This is a genomic window from Amycolatopsis kentuckyensis (assembly GCF_002155975.1).
GTDB classification, from domain to species: domain Bacteria; phylum Actinomycetota; class Actinomycetes; order Mycobacteriales; family Pseudonocardiaceae; genus Amycolatopsis; species Amycolatopsis kentuckyensis.
On the sequence record NZ_MUMI01000386.1, the window covers coordinates 1 to 5,248 of the forward strand.

The window sequence follows — 5,248 nt, forward strand, 5'->3', positions numbered from 1 at the left end:
GGCCTGCTCGACGGCGTCCAGGTCGACCTCGTCCCGGTGCTGCTCGGCTCCGGCGTCCGCTTCTTCGACAACCTCGACGCCACCACGAAGCTGACCGACCCCGAGGTCACCGAGGGCACCGGCGTGACGCACCTGTCCTACCGGATCAAGCGCTGAGGAGCGTGACGTGCAGCGCGGCGAGGCGGGCGGGGTCGGCGATCACCTCGTACGCCGCCACCCGCTCGCCTTCGACGGTCACGGCCAGCGCGAGCATCAGCCGTCCGTGCGGCGCGACGACGACACCGACCGCGCCGTCGACCAGGGCCGCTTCGGCGAACCGGGCCCGCTTCCCGAACACCTGGGTCTCCTCGGCGACCGCGCGGGCCCCGCGCGCCTCGAGCGGGGCGCCCACCGGCAGGGCGGCGGCGTCGGCGCGGCGGACGACGTCCGGGGCCAGCACGTCGAGCAGCGCGGCGAGGTCGCCGCCGCGGGCCGCGGCCAGGAACGCGTCGACCACCCGGCGGTGCCGGGCCAGGTCGGCCGGCGGCAGCGGGGAGGTGCCCCGGACCCGCTGCCGCGCCCGGCTCGCCAGCTTCTTCGCCGCCACCGGCGTGCGGTCCAGCACCGGGGCGATCCGGTCGAACGGCACCGCGAACAGGTCGTGCAGCACGAAGGCGATCCGCTCGGCCGGCCCGAGCGCGTCCAGCACGACGAGCAGCGCGCGGCCCACCGAGTCGGCGAGCGCGGCTTCGCCCGCCGGATCGGCGTCGGCCACCGGCTCGGGGAACACCTCGAACGGCTCTTCGCGGCGGGCTTTCCGCGAACGCAGGACGTCGAGGCAGACGCGGGAGACGACCGTGGTCAGCCAGGCCGCCAGGTTGTCCACCGAGTCCACCCGGTTCAGCCGCAACCACGCTTCCTGCACGGCGTCGTCCGCCTCGGCCGCCGAGCCGAGCATCCGGTAGGCGAGTCCGCGCAACCGGCCGCGTTCGGCCTCGAATCCCGCCGCCAGGTCGTCCATCGGTCACCTTTCGCTCGCGTCCACCGTCGCCTCCTCGACGTGTCCCCGCGACCGGAGGTGACCGGATGACCTTGCTGACCCCTGCCCACCTGGACGGATGGCGCCTGCCGAACCGGGTCGTCGTGGCGCCGACGACCCGGGCGCGCGTCCCCGGCGGGGTGCCCGGCGACCTCCAGGCCGCCCACTACGCGCAGCGCGCCGGGGCCGGGCTGATCGTGGCCGAGGGCACTTGGGTGAGCGAACGGGCGGCCGGCTTCGCGAACGTTCCCGGGATATACACCGAAGCGCAGGCCGACGGGTGGCGGCGGGTCACGGACGTCGTGCACGCGCTCGGCGGCCGGATCGTGCTGCAGCTGTGGCACACCGGGGCGGTTTCGCACCCGGAGTTCCTCGGCGAGCGGCCGGCCGGGCCGTCGGCGGTGAACCCGGACGAGCCGGTGTACCCGCCGTCCGGGCGGTGCCGCACGGGCACGCCGCGCGAGCTGAGCGTGGCCGAGATCCGCGCGACGGTCGCGGATTACGGCACGGCGGCGGCGAACGCCCGCCGCGCCGGGTTCGACGGTGTCGAGATCGCGGCCAACGGCGTGTACCTCCTGGCGCAGTTCCTGCACCCGCGGCTCAACCACCGCACCGATGACTACGGCGGCTCTCCTGCCGCCCGACGCCGGTTGCTCGCCGAGGTCGTCGACGCGGCCGCCGCGCACGGCCGGGTCGGCGTCCGGCTTTCGCCGTGGTGGACCGGCGGACTGTTCACCGTGGACGATGCGCTGCGAGCCGAGTACGACGAACTGGTCGCCGGGCTCGCCGTGGACTACCTGCACCTCCGGGGACCCGACGCCGGTCCGGACTTCGCCGCTTTCGCTCGGTACCGGGAACTGTTCGACGGCCTCCTGATCGTCAACAACGGCTTCGACCGCGAGACGGGCGACGCGGTGATCGAGGCCGGCATCGCCGATGCGGTGTCGTACGCCCGGCACTTCGTCGCCAATCCGGACCTGGTGACGCGGTTCGCGCTCGGCCTCCCGACCGTGCCGGCCGACCCCGCGACGTACTACGGCGGCGGGGCCGCCGGTTACCTGGAGCAGGCGGCCGCGATGGCGGCGCTGTCCCAGTAGAACGGGCGGACCTCGGTGATGCGCCCGCCGGCCACGGTGATCGTCTGGAGGATCGGGAACTCCAGCTCGCGCCCGGTGGCGCGGGCGCGGGCGCGCACGTTCGTCAGCACGACGAGCGGGGACGTCGTGCTGAGGAACGCCTGGTCCACGAAGTCGAAGGCGGCCCACGTGCGGCTCATCGCCGCGAAGAACCGCCGCAGGCCGTCGTGGCCGCGCCAGACCCCGCCGTACGGCAGGCCCTCGGCCTGGTGCAGCACGAAGTCCGGGGCGAAGAACGGCCGCAGCGGCGCGAAGTCGCCGGTGGCGAAGTACTCGGCTTCGGCGGCGTACATGCCTTCGAGAACGGAGACGCTCATGATGATCACCATGGCGCTCCGGCGGTGCCGACACCGGCGGGAACCGGACGTCGCGCTAGTTCGCCGGGGTCCACACCGCCAGCTCGCTCCCGCCGGGCTCGCGGAAGTGGAACCGGCGGCCGCCCGGGAAGGCGAACGGTTCCCTCGTCACCTCCCCGCCCGCGGCTTCCACCGCTTTCCGGGCCGCCGCCAGGTCGTCGGTGCGGATGGTGAGCAGGGGCGCGCGGGGCTGTTCGGCCGGGTCCGCCTGGAAGCCGAGCGTGAGGCCGTCGGCCCGGACGTCGGTGTAGTCCGGGCCGTACGGTGTCGGCGCCCAGCCGAAGGCGCGCTCGAAGAACCGCCCGGACGCCTCGGCGGACGTGGACGGGAACTCGGCGAAGTCGATTTCGAACATGCCTCCGACGCTAGCGGCGACCACCGACAAAACCGCGCGAGCGCGCCATCGACAGCCCGCCGAGGACGAGGGCGACCGCGCCGATCACCAGGTCCACGTAGCCACCGACGATCCCGTAGCCGGTGCCGGGCCCGCCCTTCGCGGCCCCCACGACCCACCCGCCGATCACGACGCAAGCCAGGCCGCCGGCCAGCGCCACGACGGCTCCCCGGCCGCGGCGCAGGGCCAGCACGCCCGCGATCACCCCCGCCACGCCGAACACGACGGCGATCAAGGACCAGAGCCGTCCCGGGGTGAGGTCGTAGGAACTGGCCGCGGCGAGGACGTTCATGAGGTGCTCCTTCTTCCGGATCGGACGCCGGAAGCATGTCCGCCGGACCCCGCGTCCGTCGTCGTGCGCGGGCAGGCACTTCGCGCTGCCGCGGCCGTCGCAGGAACGGGGGGACTACCGCGGGCGCAGTAGTCCGGAAATGCGCTCCACGCGGGACTTCGCCGGGCGGGAACCCGGTTAGGGTTCAGGGGTGAAGCGTGCGCACCTCGTGGACGGAGCGGTCGCCGTCGGTGTGGCGGCGGCTTTGGTGGCCGCCGGGCTGTCCGCGACGCACGCGCCCGCAGGCCTCGACGTCCTGGGGTACGCGGCGCTGGCGGCCGGCGGGCTGGCGCTGGCCGTGCGCCGCCGGGCCCCGGTCGCCGTGCTGGCCGCGACCGCGATCTGCGCGCTCGGCTACCAGGTCGCCGGGTTCGAAGTACCCGTCGTCGCCTACCTCTTCGCCGTGTACGCGGCCGTCCGGGCGGGACACCGGATCGCCGCCGTCGTGGCGTCGGTGCTCATGCTGGTCGCGGTTCCGCTGGCGCTCCTGGTTTCGGGGGTGCACGACACCGGCGCGGCGTTCACGCAGTCGCGGGACGTCCTGCAGCTGGCGTGGCTGATCGCGGCCGGGGCGGCGGGGGAGGCCTTGCGCCAAGCCGAGCGCCGGGCCGACGAAGCCGAACGCACCCGCGAGGAAACCGCGCGGCGGCGCGCGGACGAGGAACGGCTGCACATCGCGCGGGAGCTGCACGATTCGCTCACCCACCAGATCTCCGTCATCAAGGTGCAGGCCGAAGTCGCCGTCCACCTGGCCCGCAAGCGCGGCGAAGACGTGCCCGACGCGCTGCTGGCCATCCGCGACGCCGGCCGCGAGGCGACCCGGGAACTGCGCGCGACGCTGGAGGCGTTGCGCGACGACGACAAGGACCCGCCGCGCGGGCTCGACGACGTCCCCGACCTCGTGCGCCAGGCCCGGACCACCGGCCTCGACGCGGAGCTGACCGTCGAGGGCCCGCGCGACGCCGTGCCGGTTGCGGTCGGCCGGACCGCCTACCGGATCGTCCAGGAGTCGCTGACCAACGTCGCCCGGCACGCCGCCGCGGCCACCGCGTCGGTCCGGATCGACCACCGGCCCGGCGCNNGCGCCGGGCGTCGGCCTGACCGGGATGCGCGAGCGCGTCACGGCTTTGGGCGGCCGGCTCGAAGCCGGGCCTCGCCGCGAAGGCGGGTTCAGCGTCCGGGCCGAACTCCCGGTGGACCCGGCGTGATCCGCGTCCTGCTGGCCGACGACCAGCCGCTCATCCGCAGCGGGTTCCGCGCGCTCCTCGACGTCGAAGACGACATCGAGGTCGTCGCCGAAGCCGGCGACGGCGGCGAGGCGGTGCGGCTCGCGCTGGAGCACCTGCCGGACATCGCGCTCGTCGACGTCCAGATGCCCGGCGTCGACGGCATCGAGGCGACCCGGCGCATCGCCGCGGACCCGGCGCTGGCCGGGGTGCACGTCGTCATCCTGACCAACTACGGCCTGGACGAGTACGTCTTCGAGGCGCTGCGCGCGGGCGCGGCCGGGTTCCTCGTCAAGGACATCCAGCCGGAGGACTTCCTGCACGCGGTGCGCGTCGCGGCGCGCGGGGACGCCTTGCTGGCGCCGTCGATCACCCGCAAGCTGATCGACCGGTACGTGACCCAGCCGCTCGTCCCCGGGGCGGGGCTGGCGGAGCTGACGAACCGGGAGCGGGAAGCCGTCACGCTCGTGGCGCGGGGGCTGGCGAACGAGGAGATCGCCGAACGGATGGTGATCAGCCCGCTCACCGCGAAGACGCACGTCAACCGGGCCATGATGAAGCTGCGGGCCCGGGATCGGGCGCAGCTGGTGGTGTTCGCCTACGAATCGGGGCTGGTGGTGCCGCAGTGAGTGACGTGCCGGAAGTCCTGGCCGAGCTGGCCGAACTCGAGGACCCGAGGATCCGCGCGGTGAACGAGAACCACGGCGACGACCACGGGGTCAACCTCGGCAAGCTGCGCGCGCTGGCGAAGCGGCTCAAAACGCAGCAGGAGCTCGCGCGCGAGCTC

6 protein-coding genes and 2 pseudogenes are annotated in these 5,248 nt (G+C 74.3%); 4 read left to right on the forward strand and 4 right to left on the reverse strand.

The window, feature by feature from the left end:
• Positions 1–145 precede the first annotated feature (145 nt).
• The gene (locus tag CCN39_RS32540; RefSeq protein ID WP_086848534.1) at positions 146–1,000 is read right to left on the reverse strand and encodes a sigma-70 family RNA polymerase sigma factor; all 855 of its coding nucleotides are present in this window, start codon (positions 998–1,000) and stop codon (positions 146–148) included.
• A gap of 65 nt (positions 1,001–1,065) precedes the next feature.
• On the opposite strand from CCN39_RS32540, the gene CCN39_RS32545 reads away from it, so the two are divergent.
• Positions 1,066–2,115 (forward strand): alkene reductase, encoded by a 1,050-nt coding sequence (locus CCN39_RS32545; RefSeq protein WP_086848536.1) that lies wholly within the window; start codon positions 1,066–1,068, stop codon positions 2,113–2,115.
• On the opposite strand, the gene CCN39_RS32550 is transcribed toward CCN39_RS32545, so the two are convergent.
• Genes CCN39_RS32550 through CCN39_RS32560 form a run of 3 tightly spaced genes read right to left on the reverse strand, consistent with a single transcriptional unit; the run spans position 2,073 to position 3,196 of the window.
• Positions 2,073–2,471: a nuclear transport factor 2 family protein gene (locus tag CCN39_RS32550; protein ID WP_244211099.1), complete on the reverse strand. Its 399-nt coding sequence runs from the start codon at positions 2,469–2,471 to the stop codon at positions 2,073–2,075. The genes CCN39_RS32545 and CCN39_RS32550 overlap by 43 nt on opposite strands.
• Before the next feature lie 55 nt (positions 2,472–2,526).
• Entirely contained in the window at positions 2,527–2,865 is a 339-nt protein-coding gene (locus tag CCN39_RS32555; RefSeq protein WP_086848537.1) for a VOC family protein, read from the reverse strand.
• Positions 2,866–2,875: 10 nt separating this feature from the next.
• The gene (locus tag CCN39_RS32560) at positions 2,876–3,196 is read right to left on the reverse strand and encodes a DUF6223 family protein (protein ID WP_086848539.1); all 321 of its coding nucleotides are present in this window, start codon (positions 3,194–3,196) and stop codon (positions 2,876–2,878) included.
• A gap of 190 nt (positions 3,197–3,386) precedes the next feature.
• On the opposite strand from CCN39_RS32560, the pseudogene CCN39_RS32565 reads away from it, so the two are divergent.
• The 3 genes and pseudogenes from CCN39_RS32565 to CCN39_RS52005 form a co-directional block, all read left to right on the forward strand.
• A pseudogene (locus CCN39_RS32565) lies at positions 3,387–4,443 on the forward strand (sensor histidine kinase).
• Positions 4,440–5,090, forward strand: a complete 651-nt coding sequence (locus CCN39_RS32570) for a response regulator (RefSeq protein ID WP_086848541.1) — start codon at positions 4,440–4,442, stop codon at positions 5,088–5,090. The pseudogene CCN39_RS32565 and the gene CCN39_RS32570 overlap by 4 nt, the downstream one beginning before the upstream one ends.
• Positions 5,087–5,248 (forward strand): annotated as a pseudogene (locus CCN39_RS52005) (DNA alkylation repair protein); the annotation flags it as partial. The gene CCN39_RS32570 and the pseudogene CCN39_RS52005, both read left to right, overlap by 4 nt.

What these genes read in the sequence shown, in the direction of transcription:
- CCN39_RS32550 (WP_244211099.1), bottom strand. Translation starts at nt 2,471, where the DNA reads ATGAGCGTCTCCGTTCTCGAAGGCATGTACGCCGCCGAAGCCGAGTAC.
- CCN39_RS32545 (WP_086848536.1), top strand. Translation starts at nt 1,066, where the DNA reads ATGACCTTGCTGACCCCTGCCCACCTGGACGGATGGCGCCTGCCGAAC.
- CCN39_RS32560 (WP_086848539.1), bottom strand. Translation starts at nt 3,196, where the DNA reads ATGAACGTCCTCGCCGCGGCCAGTTCCTACGACCTCACCCCGGGACGG.
- CCN39_RS32555 (WP_086848537.1), bottom strand. Translation starts at nt 2,865, where the DNA reads ATGTTCGAAATCGACTTCGCCGAGTTCCCGTCCACGTCCGCCGAGGCG.
- CCN39_RS32540 (WP_086848534.1), bottom strand. Translation starts at nt 1,000, where the DNA reads ATGGACGACCTGGCGGCGGGATTCGAGGCCGAACGCGGCCGGTTGCGC.